This window comes from Lacticaseibacillus zeae subsp. silagei, assembly GCF_030770335.1.
GTDB classification, from domain to species: Bacteria; Bacillota; Bacilli; order Lactobacillales; family Lactobacillaceae; genus Lacticaseibacillus; species Lacticaseibacillus zeae.
In genome coordinates, this window is the sequence record NZ_CP132484.1 from 2,832,697 (window position 1) to 2,848,550 (window position 15,854).

14 protein-coding genes and 1 other annotated feature are annotated in these 15,854 nt (G+C 44.0%); of the genes, 2 read left to right on the forward strand and 12 right to left on the reverse strand.

All coding sequences use genetic code 11. From position 1 onward, the window contains the following. The first annotated feature begins 235 nt into the window (after positions 1-235). Positions 236-325 carry a type I toxin-antitoxin system Fst family toxin gene (locus LACZS1_RS13100; RefSeq protein WP_093997775.1) on the forward strand — a complete coding sequence of 30 codons (90 nt, stop codon included), beginning with the start codon at positions 236-238 and terminating at the stop codon, positions 323-325. Between the two features lie 492 nt (positions 326-817). Here LACZS1_RS13100 and LACZS1_RS13105 read toward each other — a convergent pair whose 3' ends face one another. The 8 genes from LACZS1_RS13105 to LACZS1_RS13140 form a co-directional block, all read right to left on the reverse strand. Continuing rightward, positions 818-1,963 carry a trans-sulfuration enzyme family protein gene (locus LACZS1_RS13105; protein WP_093997776.1) on the reverse strand — a complete coding sequence of 382 codons (1,146 nt, stop codon included), beginning with the start codon at positions 1,961-1,963 and terminating at the stop codon, positions 818-820. Positions 1,964-2,010: 47 nt separating this feature from the next. Continuing rightward, positions 2,011-2,838 (reverse strand): transporter substrate-binding domain-containing protein, encoded by an 828-nt coding sequence (locus LACZS1_RS13110; protein WP_070651248.1) that lies wholly within the window; start codon positions 2,836-2,838, stop codon positions 2,011-2,013. An 84-nt stretch (positions 2,839-2,922) separates the two neighbouring features. Further along, positions 2,923-3,163, reverse strand: a binding site (T-box leader). Positions 3,164-3,333: 170 nt separating this feature from the next. Further along, positions 3,334-5,721, reverse strand: a complete 2,388-nt coding sequence (locus tag LACZS1_RS13115; RefSeq protein ID WP_070651246.1) for a phosphoketolase family protein — start codon at positions 5,719-5,721, stop codon at positions 3,334-3,336. Between the two features lie 239 nt (positions 5,722-5,960). Next, positions 5,961-7,043, reverse strand: a complete 1,083-nt coding sequence (locus LACZS1_RS13120) for a zinc-binding dehydrogenase (protein WP_070651244.1) — start codon at positions 7,041-7,043, stop codon at positions 5,961-5,963. A gap of 38 nt (positions 7,044-7,081) precedes the next feature. Further along, positions 7,082-8,131, reverse strand: a complete 1,050-nt coding sequence (locus LACZS1_RS13125; protein ID WP_070651242.1) for a galactitol-1-phosphate 5-dehydrogenase — start codon at positions 8,129-8,131, stop codon at positions 7,082-7,084. 18 nt (positions 8,132-8,149) lie between these two features. Next, positions 8,150-9,421 carry a PTS galactitol transporter subunit IIC gene (locus LACZS1_RS13130; protein ID WP_070651240.1) on the reverse strand — a complete coding sequence of 424 codons (1,272 nt, stop codon included), beginning with the start codon at positions 9,419-9,421 and terminating at the stop codon, positions 8,150-8,152. Between the two features lie 45 nt (positions 9,422-9,466). Then, positions 9,467-9,766, reverse strand: a complete 300-nt coding sequence (locus LACZS1_RS13135; RefSeq protein WP_010490631.1) for a PTS sugar transporter subunit IIB — start codon at positions 9,764-9,766, stop codon at positions 9,467-9,469. 12 nt (positions 9,767-9,778) lie between these two features. Further along, entirely contained in the window at positions 9,779-10,246 is a 468-nt protein-coding gene (locus LACZS1_RS13140) for a PTS sugar transporter subunit IIA (RefSeq protein ID WP_070651238.1), read from the reverse strand. Positions 10,247-11,017: 771 nt separating this feature from the next. Between LACZS1_RS13140 and LACZS1_RS13145 the strand changes: the two genes are divergently transcribed. Beyond that, entirely contained in the window at positions 11,018-11,788 is a 771-nt protein-coding gene (locus LACZS1_RS13145; protein WP_070651236.1) for a DeoR/GlpR family DNA-binding transcription regulator, read from the forward strand. A 355-nt stretch (positions 11,789-12,143) separates the two neighbouring features. On the opposite strand, the gene LACZS1_RS13150 is transcribed toward LACZS1_RS13145, so the two are convergent. The 4 genes from LACZS1_RS13150 to LACZS1_RS13165 form a co-directional block, all read right to left on the reverse strand. After that, positions 12,144-12,830: an IS6 family transposase gene (locus tag LACZS1_RS13150; RefSeq protein ID WP_070651234.1), complete on the reverse strand. Its 687-nt coding sequence runs from the start codon at positions 12,828-12,830 to the stop codon at positions 12,144-12,146. Between the two features lie 21 nt (positions 12,831-12,851). Further along, positions 12,852-13,076 (reverse strand): hypothetical protein, encoded by a 225-nt coding sequence (locus LACZS1_RS13155; RefSeq protein WP_093997777.1) that lies wholly within the window; start codon positions 13,074-13,076, stop codon positions 12,852-12,854. Further along, entirely contained in the window at positions 13,073-14,269 is a 1,197-nt protein-coding gene (locus LACZS1_RS13160) for an AAA family ATPase (RefSeq protein WP_070651230.1), read from the reverse strand. Before LACZS1_RS13160 ends, LACZS1_RS13155 begins: the two co-directional genes overlap by 4 nt. A 153-nt stretch (positions 14,270-14,422) precedes the next feature. Continuing rightward, the gene (locus LACZS1_RS13165) at positions 14,423-15,796 is read right to left on the reverse strand and encodes a TMEM175 family protein (RefSeq protein WP_070651228.1); all 1,374 of its coding nucleotides are present in this window, start codon (positions 15,794-15,796) and stop codon (positions 14,423-14,425) included. Positions 15,797-15,854 lie beyond the last annotated feature (58 nt).

A 15,854-nucleotide genomic window follows, 5' to 3' on the forward strand; every position in this document is an offset into this window, starting at 1 on the left:
AGTGGATCACAAAATTTGTTCCATTTTCATATTTTTTATTTTATTGCACATACCATTGTCAAAAGTAATAATATTTTTATTAAAAAGATTAATAAAGCGCATATAGTTCAGTTGGAGGTCTTTTAAAAATAAATATGGGGGTTATATTGGCTGCTTTTTCTACAAACCCATTCCTATTTAGTTTTGATTTCTGATATACTGGTAACAGGCAACCGCCTAAAAGGGAGGTGCCGTTATGCGTGATTTCTTTGATTTGATTATCGCCCCGCTCATTGTGGGAGTAATACTCTTGTTACTTGATCATTGGTTGAATGATCAGCGATAATCTCGCGGTTGTCGTCAACCCACACGTCTGGTCAGTTGGGGCTCGCTGCCCGGGCGAAAAAAATAGCCGCTTCCCTGGCCGGGGAAGCGGCTATTGTGCCGTTATGGCGATTTCTTTGATTACCTGTATAATATCATAGTCAACACGCTCTATACAAGCCTTATCCACAAACTTTGCAGGTCAATCATTCCCACTGACCAAGCGTGATTGGGCGAAAAAACAGCCACTTCCCTAGCAGAGGAAGTGACCATTGTGCTATCATGCTGACTTTTTCGACCGATCATATGATGTCAAAACCGACACCGCTTGCACAAGCTTTTTCAGGCGAAGTTCAAATGTATTTAAAAAGGCCGTGATGCTTGCAGTCAATCACGGCCTGGTGACGGAACATCGAACTCTGACTTACTCATTTTTACATGAAGATGATTACTTTGCAATTATACTGTATCAAGATTTTTTCCTAACGTTACACCTGCCATCAGCCAACACGCCTCACCCCACCTGTGCCAACGCCTGATCAAGATCCTCAATAAGATCCCGCACACTTTCCACGCCAATCGCCAACCGAATAAGTTGCGGCGAAAGCCCACTTGCCTTGCGCGCAGCAACCGGCAGCTCGGCGTGGGGCATTGTCCAAGGCAACTCTGCTAAACTGGCCACCGATCCCAACGAAACCGCCAACGTAAATAATTTCAGCTGGTTCACAAAGCGATCGGCATCAACGTTATCGGCCAATTCAAAGGACAAGACGCCTCCTGCTCCGTTGAGTTCTTCCTGCGCTATCTGATAATTTGGATCCTGTTTCAAACCAGGATAATGAACGCTTGAAACCAGCGGCGATGCCTCCAGGTGTTCGGCGATGGCCAGCGCATTTTGCTGTTCCCGATCCATGCGCAAACTAAGGGTTTCGATCCCGCGCCGCACCAAGTTAGCCGCTTCAGGCGCCAACGTTGGCCCCAACGCATTCTGCAAATAACCGACTTGTTGACTCAACGCCGGCGTTTTGGTCACCACCAAGCCCGCCAAAACGTCGCTATGCCCACCTAAATATTTAGTGGCACTGTGAATCACGATATCCGCACCCAAGTTAAGCGGCTGCTGAAGATACGGCGTCAAAAAGGTATTATCTACAATCGTCAAAAGGCCGTGCTCCTTAGCCAACGCGCTCACTTTTTTAACGCTCGTCATCTTTAGCAGCGGATTCGACAGCGTTTCAAAATAAATCGCGCGGGTATTCGGTTGAATAGCCACTTCAATCGCATCCAGATCACGCGTATCCACCGTCGTAAACGACAAGCCATGCTTGGTAAAATAATCGTTCAACAGACGATAAGTCCCGCCGTAAACCGAATCACCAATGATAATATGATCGTCGCGGTCAAAAATCGAAAAGACGGTTGAGATCGCCGCTAATCCACTTGAAAACGCAAACCCGGCATCGCCATCTTCCAAATAAGCAATTTCCTTTTCCAAATATTCACGGGTCGGATTGCCGCTTCGGGTATAATCCCAGCGCACCTTAGCGTCTGCTTGCGGATAAGCAAAGGTGGTACTTTGATAAATCGGCGGCACCACTGCCCCGGTTTGGTTATCGCCAACGGGTATGCCATGGACAAGCTTGGTATTAAAATCTGTCATCGTGATCCTCCTGACTATAAAAGAAGCTCTAATTTCAAGAACGGCGACTACTTGGTCGTAACGTCCCCGCCAAAATATTTCTCGGAAAGTTTCTTAAGCGTGCCATCCGCACGTAAATCGTGAATCGCTTGATTAATCGCTTTACGAAGCTTAGGCGTTTTCTTCGTCAGCAAAGCCGAAACTTCATCTGGCTTCTGCTGAGCATCAGGCACCGCTCTGAACTTCAACCCCTTGGTGCTATTGCTCTTAGCAAACGAATACCAAGCAGCCGTGGAGTTGATCGTCGCGTCCGCCCGATTCTGGCGTAAAAGTCCCAGTGTTGTCGCAAAGTCGCCTGACGGAAGAATTTTAGCGGCGCCCAACTTCTTGGCCAAAACTTCATTACTCGTGCCAGTACCTTCCACAACCGTCTTCCCCTTAATATCCGCCAACTTTGTAATCGTGCCGGCCTTTGCCGTGGGCGTAATCAACGCATAGCGCGAATAAATATACGGCGTTGAAAAGTCGTAAACCTTCTCCCGTTCCGGTGTCTTAGTGATGTTGTTCAAAACGACATCGAACTTGTTCGCCCCCAAACCGGCAATCAGTGAATCCCACTTGGTTGGCACAAACTTCACCTTGACCCCAAGTTTCTTGGCAATATCGCGGCTGAGATCGACTTCAAAACCTGCAAGCTCGCCATTCTTTCGATACGAAAATGGCGCATAAGTCCCTTCAAGTCCCACCGTTAACGTCTTATGATCCAAAAGCTCCTGCTTAACGTTACTCGTGCTACTTGAAGCTTGCTGACTGCTGGTCTTCTGGCAGCCGACCAGAACCAAAAATAATCCCGCCAAAACAATGAAAAGATGAACCACCCGCTGCGTTCGTTTCATGAAAATCTCCTCCTATAGCCTCTTGCGACAACACCATCATCAACCAAACAAAAAAGCGGCCTATGTTATCCTTGCCGATCACTCGACAAGGACGACCATAAGCCGCGTTACCACCTTGATTAGACAAAATGTCTCACTCCGGATACATCAAAATCAATATCCTTACTTGTTAACGAAAGTTTCCGTTGCCGCCTTACCAACGTTCGACCGCAATCACACTTACAATACCAAGACCATATTCATCGCCAACTTCACACTGCCTTCCACCAACTGACAATTCTCTGTATTTCGGTTAGACGATTACTCATCTTGTCATGAAATATTAATTTAATTGTCAGCTTACGCGGAAATTTGGGTTTGTCAAGTAAAGTGTTGTAACCGGTAAGTGCTGAAAAGTCCGCACAAAGGTTTTTAAAGTTTTTTGAATAAAGAGCGTCCCCTTCCGCAAGAGGACGTCCTTTTGAATACTTACTTATTTCCCAAGGAGGATAAAACTTACTTCAACGGTTCCCATTGCCATTCTTCGACTTCCGGCAGATCGGTCCCGGCTTCACGAATGTAGTCGTGGTGCTTCTGCAGGAGATCATCCATTTCCTGCATCAGATGAGCGCCTTTTTCAGTGAAGTCCGGCATATCCAGGACCGCTTCCTTAACTAAGTGGAAGCGATCCAAGTCGTTCCGTACCCGCATATCAAATGGGGTCGTGATGTCGCCTTCTTCACGATAGCCGTGAACATGCAGGTTGTGGTTATGCCGATCGAAGAAGATGTCTTTGATCAGGTCGTCATAGCCGTGATAAGCGAAGATGACCGGTTTGTCTTTGGTGAAGTACATATCGAATTCGTCATCGGACAAGCCACGTGGATCGTCTTTCTTCAGCTTAAGCAGATCAACGACATTGATGAAGCGAATCTTGAGGTCCGGCAAGGCCTTGTGCAGGATGGAGATGGCGGCCAGACTTTCCAGCGTTGGTTCCGAACCGGCAGCCGCAATGACCAGATCCGGCTCAGTGCCTTGATCGGTGCTGGCCCAATCAATGATCCCCAGTCCTTTTTCAACCAGATCCTTGGCTTCGGTGTCCGTAAACCACTGCGGACGCGGATGCTTGCTGGAAACGATCAGGTTAATCAGTTGTTTGGAATCAACGGCCTTGTCGAAGACCCGTACCAACGTATTGGCATCGGCCGGTAGATAAGCGCGGATGTACTTAGTCTTCTTTTCCGCCAGATGGTTGATGACACCAGGATCTTGATGCGAGTAGCCATTGTGATCCTGCTGGAACGCCGTGGAAGAAGCGATGACGTTCAAAGATGGCACATCAGCACGCCAGTCAGCTTCTTCATGGGCATTGCGTAACCACTTGAAGTGCTGAGTGAGCATGGAATCAACCACCCGCAGGAAGGACTCGTAGCTGGCAAAGAAGCCATAGCGGCCGGTCAGGGTGTAGGCCTCTAACATACCTTCGTCCATGTGCTCGGAAAGCATCGAATCAATAATGCGGCCATGTGATGCCAGCAGGGCATCATATGGCGGGTCGGTCGGTTCCATCCACTGCCGCTTCGTGGCTTCAAAGACCTTATTCAACCGATTGGACAAGGTTTCATCCGGTCCAAAGCCGCGGAAGTTCTTGTTCTTATCATTGAGTTTGATCAGATCACGAATGTAAGCGCCGAGCACCATCATGTCCTGACCTTCGATGGCGCCATGATCCTTGTTATCCAGGGCGTAATCCGATGGATTTGGCTTCTCCAGATGCTTGGCCAACTGACCACCATTCGTCACCGGATTCATCGCCATGCGTTTGTCACCCTTAGGAATGATTGCCTTAATGTCAGCTTTCAGGGTGCCATCGTCATTAAACAATTCTTCCGGACGGTAGGACTTCAACCAGTCAACGAGTTGATCGGCATGTTGCATATCGCCTTGGTCCACCGGAATTGGAATCTGATGGGCACGGAAGGAACCTTCGATCGGTTCGCCGTCCCATTCTTTCGGACCCGTCCAACCTTTAGGGGCGCGGAAGACCAGCATCGGCCATGCCGGACGGCTTTCATCATCGTTGTCCTTAGCGTTCTTCCGAATCGCCTTGATCTCTTCGATGATCTTGTCCATTTCGGCTGCCATGAGCACATGCATTTTAGCAGGATCCTTGCCTTCGACAAAATGCGGATCCCAGCCCAAGCCCTTGAAGTAGTCTTCCAGCTCTTCATGTGATTCACGTGACAAAACGGTTGGGTTGGCAATCTTGAAACCATTCAGGTTCAAGATCGGCAAAACTGTCCCATCGGTTACTGGATTGAGAAACTTATTGACTTGCCAAGAAGTTGCCAACGGACCAGTTTCCGACTCGCCATCACCCACGACAACCGCCGCAATCAAACCTGGGTTGTCCAGCACGGCACCGGCCCCATGAAGGATAGAGTATCCCAGCTCGCCACCTTCATGAATGGAACCTGGTGTCTTTGGATCGGCATGTGACGCCACCCCACCAGGGAACGAGAACTGTTTGAACAGTCGTTGTAAACCTTGGGCGTTCTGTTCAATCTTCGGATACAGTTCCGAATAGCTGCCATCCAAATAGGAATTGGAGACCATCACCTGACCGCCATGCCCCGGACCTTCAATGTAAAACATGTTCAGATTGTACTTGTTAATGACCCTATTCAAATGGGCGTAAATAAAGTTTTGACCCGAAATCGTTCCCCAGTGACCAATCGGATGCACTTTAACATCTGATGCCTTCAATGGCCGCTTCAACAGCGGGTTGTCTTTCAAGTAAAGCTGACCGACTGACAGATAGTTAGCCGCCCGCCAATACTTATCGACTTCAGCCAGATATTCTTTTGATGAATAGTCGGTGGTTTTTTCAATTGTTTGGTCCATAATTGGCAATCTCCTTTGCATTTCTTTGCATTAGTTTCCAAAACCATAGTACCACAAATGGCAATAATTGAAACCCTTTTCACAAAACAATTTACATTTTTTCACTCGACAAGAGCCAGTGTTCAAAGTCTCTATTTCAAAGACAAAGGCCAAGAAATTCTGACTTCAGAATTTCTTGGCCTTTTCAATCACATATTAAAGAAGGACTTCAACATGTGAAAAGCATCAGTGTCTAGCAATCAATTTTCAAAATCAGGATCATCTGGATTTGAGGCAATCATGACTTTAAGTTCTTGTCCTGCCATCATTGCTTCAAGTGCATCACGCCAATGATCAAGATCAAATACCTTAGTAATCATCTTGTCTTGGTCAATAGCACCTTTGCTCTCTAAATGAAGCGCAATTGGCCAGTCATATGGGTTTTGCGAACGAGAACCAATGTAATTGATTTCGTGTTGAATGATCGTACGCTCATCAAGAGCATTTAGCGGCTTTGCAAAGAGTCCAACCTGTTGGAATGTCCCACCTTTACGGATTAGCGGCAAGGCACTGTTAACTGCGGAGATGGCACCAGAGCAATCATAAACTTTGGTTACGCCAACACCGTCAGTCGCATCCATGATTACTTTAGCTAAATCCTCTTTTTGAGTATCAACGACAATGTCTGCGCCGAGTTCTTTGGCAATTTGCAATCTCTCTGTATCCTTAGTGATTCCTGACACAATAGTGAATGCGCCAATTTCCTTGGCAATTTGCAAAGAAAGCAAACCCATTGGTCCAGGGCCCATAATCAACAATTTGTCATGCAGAGTAAACGGCGTCTTTTGATACATAGCATGAACGCAGCAAGCTAATGGTTCTGAAAGTGCAGCCATTTTATAACTAACATTGTCAGGCAAGATGTGAACACTTTCTTCGCGAGTTAAAACATAATTAGCCATGCTTCCATTTGCCTTTGTGCCAATTCCAACGCGTTCTTCGCAAAGATTGTATTCACCCGCTTTACAGTAAACGCAATGGCCGCAAGTTGAAAATGTCGTTTCACTAGTTACACGGTCGCCAGGACGTACCTTGGTAACTTGGTCACCAACGGCAACAACTTTACCGGAAAATTCGTGCCCCAAAGTTAAAGGTGTCACTGCATTAGCATATTCGCCTTTAAAAGTGTGAATGTCAGTGCCACAGATTCCTGTATATGCAACTTTCATTAAAACATGATTGCCTGTAACTTCTGGAACTGCTACATTCTTCAAACTCATGTGATCGTATCCAGGTTCTGATTTGACTACTGCTTTCATTGTCTTAGTTTTCACTGCATCCATTATAAAATGCCTCCAATTTCACCAAAATATAAACAACATCAATTTATGCCATTCGGAAAAAACATCACTTTATTAAAGGATTCCGAACGAGTCGTAATCATGTTAAAAGCCTTCTGCATATCTTCTAACTCAAATCGGTGAGTTATGAGATCTTTGATTTTTATCCGACCGCTATTCACCAATTGAATTGAATTAGTCCATTCCCTACCAGGGAACGGAGCAGAATACGAGTTCCAAAAACCTGTTACAGTTAATTCATGTCGGAAGATGTTTTCAAAAGCCCTTTGATGTAACAAAACATCTGAGTAGGCAATTCCAACAAACCCAACCTTGCCGCGTCTTTTTGTAAAAAGCAATGTTTGCTCTTCCGTAATCTTTGACCCAGCGCACTCCATTGATATATCAACGCCAAGACCGTCAGTATATTCCATAATCTTTTCTTCTAAAGATTCTTTTGCAGAATTAATGACGTGGGTGCAACCTTCATCTAGGCCCTTTTCTAACTTTTGATCATCGATATCAATTCCAATCACATTAGTTGCCCCTGAAGAAATTAATAAGCGGACCACTAAATCGCCAACCGTACCCAGTCCAAAGACAGCAACGGTATCGCCCAATTCTGGCTTAATTCCCATTACGGCGTGAGCCGCTACAGCCATTGGTTCAATTAACGCCCCCTCTTCAAAACTCATCTTTCCGATATCAAGAACGTTTCTGGCAGGAACACTAACATATTGTTCAAAACCACCGAACTTTTGTTGCCCCAGCATTGAGTAATTTTCACACATCTGGAAAAGGCCAATCTGACAATAGTGACACTTAAAACATGGTATAAAAGGGGCTACAGCTACATGTTGACCTACTGAAACATTTGAAACATTCTCCCCTAATTGCGTAACAATACCTGAGAACTCGTGGCCCATAACGGCCGGATAGCCATACTTCCATCCGCTAATCATCTTATGGCTATCGGATCCACATGTACCAGCAGCCATGACTTTAACAACAACTTCGTCCTTTTTTGGACTAGGAATATCAATTTCTTTTACCAAGAATTTATTTAGATCTTCCAACATTGATGCTTTCAATGAAATTTACCTCTCTCATTAAATGAATCCTTTTACCAGCTCTGAGAATTTAAGGAGAATCCAGTTTAAGAAATTACCGCCCATATCGAGGGAAGAAACTTGTGCTGAACCAGCAGGGAATTTCACAACTCCGCGTAGCATCTCCGTATGCACAGGACTAAAGTCAGTAGCCATAAACAATGCCAATGTGATGACAACGGCTCCTGCTAAGACTGAATGGATAATATTGCCACGCCTCCTAGCGACGATAAGGGATACATAAAATGGAATTGTCGCTAAATCTCCAAACGGCAGCACCCTATTTCCAGGCAGAATCACTGCTATAAACAAAGTAATAGGAACCAACAACAAGCCTGTCGCTAATGTGGCTGGTGCTCCTGTTGATAAGGCTGCATCCATACCAAGATAAATCTCACGATCCTTGCCATAACGCTTTTGAAGAACCTCTCGTGCAGACTCAGAAATTGGCATTAAGCCTTCCATCAGCAACTTGACCATTCTCGGCATCAGCATCATAACAGCTCCCATGTTGATACCAAGTTTTAAAATACCAGCAATATCGTAACCGCCAAGTGCACCAATGGCGGCGCCAATAATAATCCCCATTACCATTGGTTCACCAAAGATACCAAAACGCTTTTGAATTGTTTCAGAATCAGCATGCAGGTTCTTAATTCCAGGAATCTTTGCAATAGCTGCTGAAATTGGAATTCCCAAAAGGCCAAACGCGTCACTTGAACCTGTTGGAAAACTAATTCCTTCTAATCCGTAAAATTCTTGTACATCCTTTGCTGTCCAGTCAGCGATGACCAAGCAGAAGATCATATAGATAATCGCTGATAAGATGCTGAACCACCAATTCTGCGTAACAATAAAGGCAACAGATCCAGCAGCGACCATGTGCCAGTAATTCCAAATATCAATGTCTAAGGTTTTTGTAACTTTCAACATGATTAAAATGATATTGGTTACCAATAGCACTGGAATCAATATTGAGGAAATCGGCTGCCCCCAAGCCCCTGCAGCAGCTGAAGGCCATCCAACATCAATGATCGTCAGATGGAACCCAAATCTTTTGACCATTGCTTTAGCAGCAGGCCCAATGTTGGAAGTTAACAAACCAATGACAAGATTGATACCGACCATCCCAATGCCGATCGTCAAAGCTGAACGTATTGCCTTTGCAGGTTTCACGCTGAAAATAAGCGCAATAATAAATATCATAATCGGGAGCATGACGCTCGGACCCATGTTTAGGATGTATTGAACAACTCCGCTAACCGTTTTCATAAGGAACCTCCAAAATGTTAAGTCGTTTGTCTTGTATTAAAGTGGTCATTTCTTTGATTGAATATCTTTTGCGGTGTCAACAATTTGCTGTTCCAACTTGTCCATACCAATTCCCGTTAAAAATCCCATAGCCTTGATTGTCGGAATTTTATACGTTGTTGGTAAAACAGTTGTAGAGATCAACATGTCAGCTCCATCCTGCTTTGAGGAGGCTTCGGCGATCTTTATCTGATCTAAGTTAGCATCAATGTTATTTTTCTTGAACAATTCTTCTACTTTGCTCATTACAACAGTTGATGTTGCAATTCCAGCACCGCAAGCAACTAATACATTTAACTTTTTCATGACAAGCACCTCTTATTTGAGTAATTCTTTGATTTCGTCCACCGATGTTGCGTTCTGGATCTGATTTAACACTGACGTATCTTGTATAACGCCCATTAAAGCCTGTAGCATCTCAAGTTGTGCATGTGGTTGATTTAAACCTAGTACAAAGATAATCTTTGCTGACACATCTTGATTAGGGTCGTCCATTCTCTTAAAGGGAATGCCCTCCTGATTCGTGATAACAGCAACGAATTCACTTTTAATCGTGTCCGCATCAGTGTGCGGAATAGCCACCCCCCTATCTTCGAGTTCTAAGCCTGTTGGAAATGTCGCTTCTCGTTCCTTAATTTTTGGCAGAAAAGCTTCAGTTACCATTTGCGAATTTTTGGCAACTTCTGCCACCTTTTCAAAAAGCTCATCGGTATTTTTAAATGTTTGATTCAAGAAAATTAGTTTGTCATTTAAAAAGTCCGACACTTTAACCGTCTTCTCAGTCAAGATATCAACCTTCCATTCTGTCTCAAAGTTTAAAAACGGTACGCAGGTCTTGCAAACGTTTTCAACAGAGCCATTCTATCACGAATATTTAACTTTGCAAGACATTTGCTTTTTACATTTCTGACAAACATAACATTGCAAATATTTTTATTTACGAACAAACGCCAAACTCTCCCCTCGATACGTTCCGATCAGGATCTCAAAATTTTAGTGAACCCTTACGCCTGATTCCTATTGACAATTTGACCTATATTGTTTTTTACGAACTAAATTCATATATACATTGTTGTGATTCGTTTAGACTCGATGATATGACCTTATATCCGAACTAGATTGGCTAGAAGGCCTCCTTATCATCATCGATTTCTATGTTTTCAATATAAATATTCGGTTTGCTGTTTCACGCGTTTTGCAAAGTCCACGACTTGAGGAACCTTTTATTTTTACCGGCCAAATCATTATTTCGAGTTCCATCACTCGTCTTCTTGAGCTCCTGCACTTTTCAGACTGTCCGCGATCCCTAATTGTTATTTTATTTACTTTTAGGCTTGTTTTTTCTTTCTGGTTAGTTCGCTTACATGTACTAATGGATATTCGTCATCAGCCCAAAAACGAACTTTAAAAAAAGAGGGTTCTCTGCGCCCTTTGCAAATATTGTCAAAAAAACTTTTTGCAAATTAAATCCATCTCTATTACAATTGCGTTAATATATCTTATCTAGCTTCACACCTGCGCTGTTTTCTTGAATTTAGGAAGGTTAGGGTATTCCAAATGGACATAACGGAACGTCAGAAGTGGATCGTTGACAAGCTGAACCGAAATGGAAATGTCAGAATTTCCAAAATCAGCGAAGAACTTGGCATATCGCGAGAAACTATTCGGAAAGACATCTACTCATTGAATCAACGGGGCTTAGTTAATGCTGTTCGTGGCGGAGCAGTCTTGCCCATCAGCGTTAAAGAAACTAAATATGACAAGCGCAAAAAAATGAACGTAGCGGAAAAAAAGGAAATCGCGAATATGGCGTTACACTTCATTCAAGACGGGTTTTCTATTTTTTTAGACTACGGAACAACGAACTACGAAGTCGCTGAGGCCATTAAGAAAGCAAATTTTAAAGACCTCACAGTAGTGACTAATTCGACAAATGTCTTAAAATCTCTTGAATATCAGAAAGGCATTCAGATCATTTTTCTTGGCGGAAACCTACGTCAAAGCGAAGGCGCTGTTTCTGGTCCTTTAACAATCAACAACATTTCTAACATTTATTGTGACATTGGATTTTTTGGCGTTGGCGGAATCACCTTAAAGACCGGAATCACTAACCATTACATCGCCCAGGTTGATGTTTCCAAGAAAATGATGGACCACTGTCGCATAAAGATTGTTCTTGCTGACCACACCAAGTTTGAACTTACCGCTCTTTATAAAACCACAGATGTTCAGAACGTTGATATTGTCATTACAGACCATTTGATCAATGAGAAAGTCGCCCAACAAATGCGTTTGGCTGATATATCCTTTATTGACAATGCTGAATAATCCACGTGAAGTGCATACTTATTTCAAACTTCAATGAGATTTAGGAACCACCTTTAATTTAAAAATCACTTGATTCAGAATCGGCGGAATCAAGTGATTTTTTTGTCCCCCGACCGTTGTTATGTGAAGATTTTTCGAAATAACTTTTAGGCAGCTATTTTTTGCGCCCTAGTTCATCAAAAGCCCATCAATTATGGCTTCTAGACCCCATTAAAACCTCGCACTTATATCCTTGAACAAAATTCACCAAGCAAACAGCTTGAAATAAAGCGCTTCCAGAAGTATAATTATGATGGTTCTGGTGCAAAGTTGAAATTAAGCGTAGATCAAAGTGACTGTGTTTAGTGGTTGTAGCCTATGCCGCTAACAATTGGTCGACTTCTTGATACCCTGAAAAGCCGAAGAGGCCTAGCTTCTTTCGGCTTTCTTTGTGTATCGCATGCATGGTTTCAATGCCGTATAATGTCCTAGCTGCTGTCCGAGTGCTCTGATAACTTGCGGAACGAACTTGTTGCCGCTTAATAAAACGGTGATCTTGCTCAATCAGATTATTGCGATATTTGGAGCACTGATGCACACCTTTGTGCAGATAGCCTTCCCTAGTAAGCTTTTTAATTGCCTTTAGGGTCGCTCCGTACTGATCAGTCACTAATCGATGTGGAAGACCATAGGTCTTTAAAAGGCGTTTGAGAAAACGATAGGCAGAGTTAAAGTCACGCTTCTTGCGCAGTTGAAAATCAAGCGTAAGACCTTGATCATCAATGGCACGGTAGAGGTAATTCCATTGACCTTTGATCTTGATATAGGTCTCATCCATACGCCAACTTTTGGAAGTGCGCCGATGGCGCTTACGCCATAGAGCCCGCATAATCGGTGAGTAATGTTGTACCCAACGCATGAGGGTTGTGTGATGCACGAAAATACCACGGTCGCGCATCATTTCAACTAGATCTCGATAACTGATGTTGTAACGCAAGTAGTAGCCTACGGCAAAAGTAATCACTGATTGATTGAATTGCCGTCCTTTAAAATGATCAGTCATCTGAAAACCTCCAGTTTCAATTCATGATACAGGATGCACTCTCCCTGAGTAAACTTTGCACCAGAACCCTCCAAAGTCTCTTTGTAAATATTTTTCTGCTAATAATTGTCCCTTTAATAATCTTGGAACAACCCATTCATCCGAGATCAGATCATCCGGTGTGACAGTTAAGCAATCATTTTCCAAAAGAATTTCTAAGATTGCTGTTTCGGCAGTCCCTTCTGCAACAATCAATGATCGTGTCATTTAGCAGCCCTCAAAGAAACCTCGAAAGGCATCTTTTTGACTAGTTCCTTCTTAAGCGCAGCAAGATGTTCGTCGCTAGGCGCGGTTCCACCAATATAATTCGACTTGAACACTTCGCTCTTTTTTAGATCTCCGCGAATATCGAGGTCACTGTATCTATAAACATGTGTTCGTTGTTTTCGCGCCAAAATATAATTTTCATCTTTACGCTCTGAATCGTCAATCAATTCAAGATAATGTGTTGAATATACCAGCGTTGCTTTTGCAATGTTAATCCGCGGATTCTGGAAAAAGGAAATGAAGTCTTCAACAATACGTCTATTAATGTGTAGCTCGACTTCATCGATGAGCAAAGTCGCCCCAAACCTGATTGCGTTGTACATCTGATAAAACAAGGTAATGCCACGAACCGTACCTGAAGACAAATAATGCATGATGCCCTGAAAGGTAGGCGCAACATAAGGCTCTTTTTGCCCTTTGAACTTCAACTGGACATCAATCACCCTGTGCGTTTTTTTGTCGGTTTTATAATGCAAATATTCGATTGAATCATCTAGATACTGAATTAAACTCATTGGCGTCACATCAATAAACGTCATAACGCGATTTGTGTCGACTTCACTGACCATAGAAATGACCTCTGAAACCTTCTCATCTCCCTTAAACGCACGGAAAGAAGAATCTTTAGGGCTAAGCATTGCGCTAACATCAGCACTCAAATCAGATCGTTTCTGTATTAAATGGGAAGCCTTAAAATCGAATTGATCTTTTTTTCGAGCCGAAATCCCTAGCTTCTTTCTGTATATTTCCTCCTCACCAACAACCCACTGGCCATCTTTATCTTGTGTAAAAATGGTTTGAACCTGATACCGAACGCCGCTTGTAAGAGCAATGTCGGCGATCACTGTAACATCGCCCGTACCGCGTAAACTGTACTGTAATGCCGTCTGATCAATTGATTGATCTTCTAAATAAAAGGCACTCAACCCATCAAATAAATTGAAAAGTGTGCTCTTACCAGAAGCATTTACACCAACAACACCAATAGTTCTGTTGAGATACAATGCGTAACCATAATCAATGACACGATTAGCGGTCGCACCATTATTTTGTCCGATTGCCTGAATTGAAAACTTTGTACCATCTTCAAACAACGCATGTCCGGATATTTCAAAACCGATGAGTTTAATCATAGTGTCCTCCTTGGCTACGATTGTTGCGTCGATAACAAAAGTATAAAGGAAATTTAGGACTGTGTACAGCAATTGTAACAAAAGATTCGTTGCAAATGTAATTTCCGGCATTGCCGATAGTTACAAACCAAATGATTGCATCGCCTAGAAACACTAATCTTGCCTATGTGTGGATTCTCCCTGCTCTTTCGAAGTCGGCATTCCTTTTTTAGATTTCTCGACCGGAATACCAGCTTTCCTGGCTATCTTTGCCCGCTGCGCTTGTGCCTTAACTTCTTCTCGCTGGGCTTTGAGCCGTGCCTTTTGTGTTCGCCGATCCAACCGCAGCTGTTGTTTTTGCAAGTCCAAGGCCTGCTCTGCAGCTTTGGCAGCCATTTTTTGTTCATGTTCTTTAGCTTCTTGGGCTAACTTTTGTCGTCTTGCCAAATCGTGTCTGGCTGCTTCTTGGGTATCTTCATCAATTTCTTGTTGCCGTTCACGCTCTTTTGCCGCTTGTTTGGCCGCATCGGCCTGGCGTTCTTGTTGCTGCTCCTGCTCTTTGTCCGCCTGCTTCTGCGCCTTCTTTTTCAACTCAAGCTGTTGCGCTGCTGCTTTATCAGCATCTTCTTGTTCGTGATGGTCAGCATGTTGGCTATCTTTTCCCTTGGCGCGTTGGGATTTTTGCTGCATCAAAAATGTTGCCCACTGTTCCCGGCGCAATGCCCGTAATTGCTCGACATCGATACGGCCACCAGGCGTGCGTGGCGCGGCAGTTTCGATACCGTTTCCTACCACCCGATCGAGCCAGGGGAGTACCGGCCGGGAGCCACTATCGGCTGGGCGCGAGGTGGTGCTACCCGTTTCCGTCGCAGCCTGATCGGCAATCATTTTCCGAAAAGCGGCCATCTTTTCCCGCGGCAGTTTCAAATAGTCTGCCCGCTGTGATGGGGTCAACTGGGCGACATCGTACATTTGTTGGCGATCACGGCTGCTAAGTAACAGATAAACAAGCGGATACGGCAAATAAAACCACATCACAAAATGCGGGAAGAAGTAAGCTAACCCAATCAAGATAAAATTAAACAGCGTATAAATGCGATTGTGTTCACCAAAAATTTTCCCATAAACTTGCCGCATGTCTGAAGCCGCGGTGTATTGAAAATGAATGATGGCGCGGGCCAAAAGCCGAAAAGAGAACGACACAACTGCCAGCAAGACGCCATATCCCATCACTGTCACCTGCGTCGTGTTGCTCGCCATCATGTTGGTTGCCAGCGGCGTAAGCGATAACAGAATCAGAAAAAGAAAATCATACAACATGATGCGGTAACTCATGTCATCGATTTCGTTAAACAGTGTGCTGTGCTGGTACCACATATTCGCCACAAAAGCATAACTGATCAAATACACCCCCAGCTCCTTGCACAACACCAAATAGTTCGCCCAGTTATCCTTCATAACCGGCGTCAGATCCAGCACCATGATGGTCAAAATAATGGCAATCACCGCATCGCTGAATGCATCAAGACGGACCTTCAACTTTTTCATTTCAAACCCTGCTCCTTAGTTTCTGCCGTGACGTTGGCATTTGCCGCCGTACACAGAC